Origin of the sequence: Terribacillus sp. AE2B 122 (assembly GCF_902497585.1) — a bacterium.
GTDB lineage: Bacteria > Bacillota > Bacilli > Bacillales > Amphibacillaceae > Terribacillus > Terribacillus saccharophilus_A.
Genome location: NZ_LR700960.1, coordinates 506 through 1,146, shown reverse-complemented (window position 1 = coordinate 1,146; position 641 = coordinate 506). Strand labels below are relative to the sequence as shown.

General features: G+C 51.3%; 6 tRNA genes. All 6 read right to left on the bottom strand.

Going from position 1 to position 641, the window contains the following annotated elements:
* Nucleotides 1–66 precede the first annotated feature (66 nt).
* The 6 genes from AE2B122_RS18950 to AE2B122_RS18925 all read right to left on the bottom strand — a co-directional run bounded on the left by AE2B122_RS18950 (nucleotide 67) and on the right by AE2B122_RS18925 (nucleotide 609).
* A tRNA-Ala gene (locus AE2B122_RS18950) sits at nucleotides 67–142 on the bottom strand.
* Nucleotides 143–158: 16 nt separating this feature from the next.
* A tRNA-Pro gene (locus AE2B122_RS18945) sits at nucleotides 159–235 on the bottom strand.
* 3 nt (nucleotides 236–238) lie between these two features.
* Nucleotides 239–315 (bottom strand) — tRNA-Arg (locus AE2B122_RS18940).
* A 10-nt stretch (nucleotides 316–325) separates the two neighbouring features.
* Nucleotides 326–410, bottom strand: a tRNA-Leu gene (locus AE2B122_RS18935).
* 27 nt (nucleotides 411–437) lie between these two features.
* Nucleotides 438–512, bottom strand: a tRNA-Gly gene (locus AE2B122_RS18930).
* Between the two features lie 12 nt (nucleotides 513–524).
* Nucleotides 525–609: transfer RNA gene (locus AE2B122_RS18925), tRNA-Leu, on the bottom strand.
* Nucleotides 610–641: the final 32 nt, after the last annotated feature.

Sequence of the window (641 nt, the reverse complement as noted above, 5' to 3'; positions counted from 1 at the left end):
TTGATCTTACGATCTTGTCGTTTAATTCGTAATTGGTTGTTTTGTTCAGTTTTCAAAGATCAAAAATGGTGGAGCCTAGCGGGATCGAACCGCTGACCTCCTGCGTGCAAGGCAGGCGCTCTCCCAGCTGAGCTAAGGCCCCATTATTTAAGTTATAGTGGTCGGGAAGACAGGATTTGAACCTGCGGCCCCTTGGTCCCAAACCAAGTGCTCTACCAAGCTGAGCTACTTCCCGTAATGGCGCGCCCGAGAGGAGTCGAACCCCTAACCTCTTGATCCGTAGTCAAACGCTCTATCCAATTGAGCTACGGGCGCATATTTAAAGTGCCGAGGGCCGGACTCGAACCGGCACGGAGGAACCCTCCGCAGGATTTTAAGTCCTGTGCGTCTGCCAATTCCGCCACCCCGGCAAGCTGAATTAGTCGATTAAGTAGTTATGGAGCGGAAGACGGGATTCGAACCCGCGACCCCCACCTTGGCAAGGTGATGTTCTACCACTGAACTACTTCCGCGTTTAATCTAAATGGTGCGGGTGAAGGGACTTGAACCCCCACGTCATAAGACACTAGATCCTAAGTCTAGCGCGTCTGCCAATTCCGCCACACCCGCAAGATTAAATACGCACAGTATTAAAATGAATG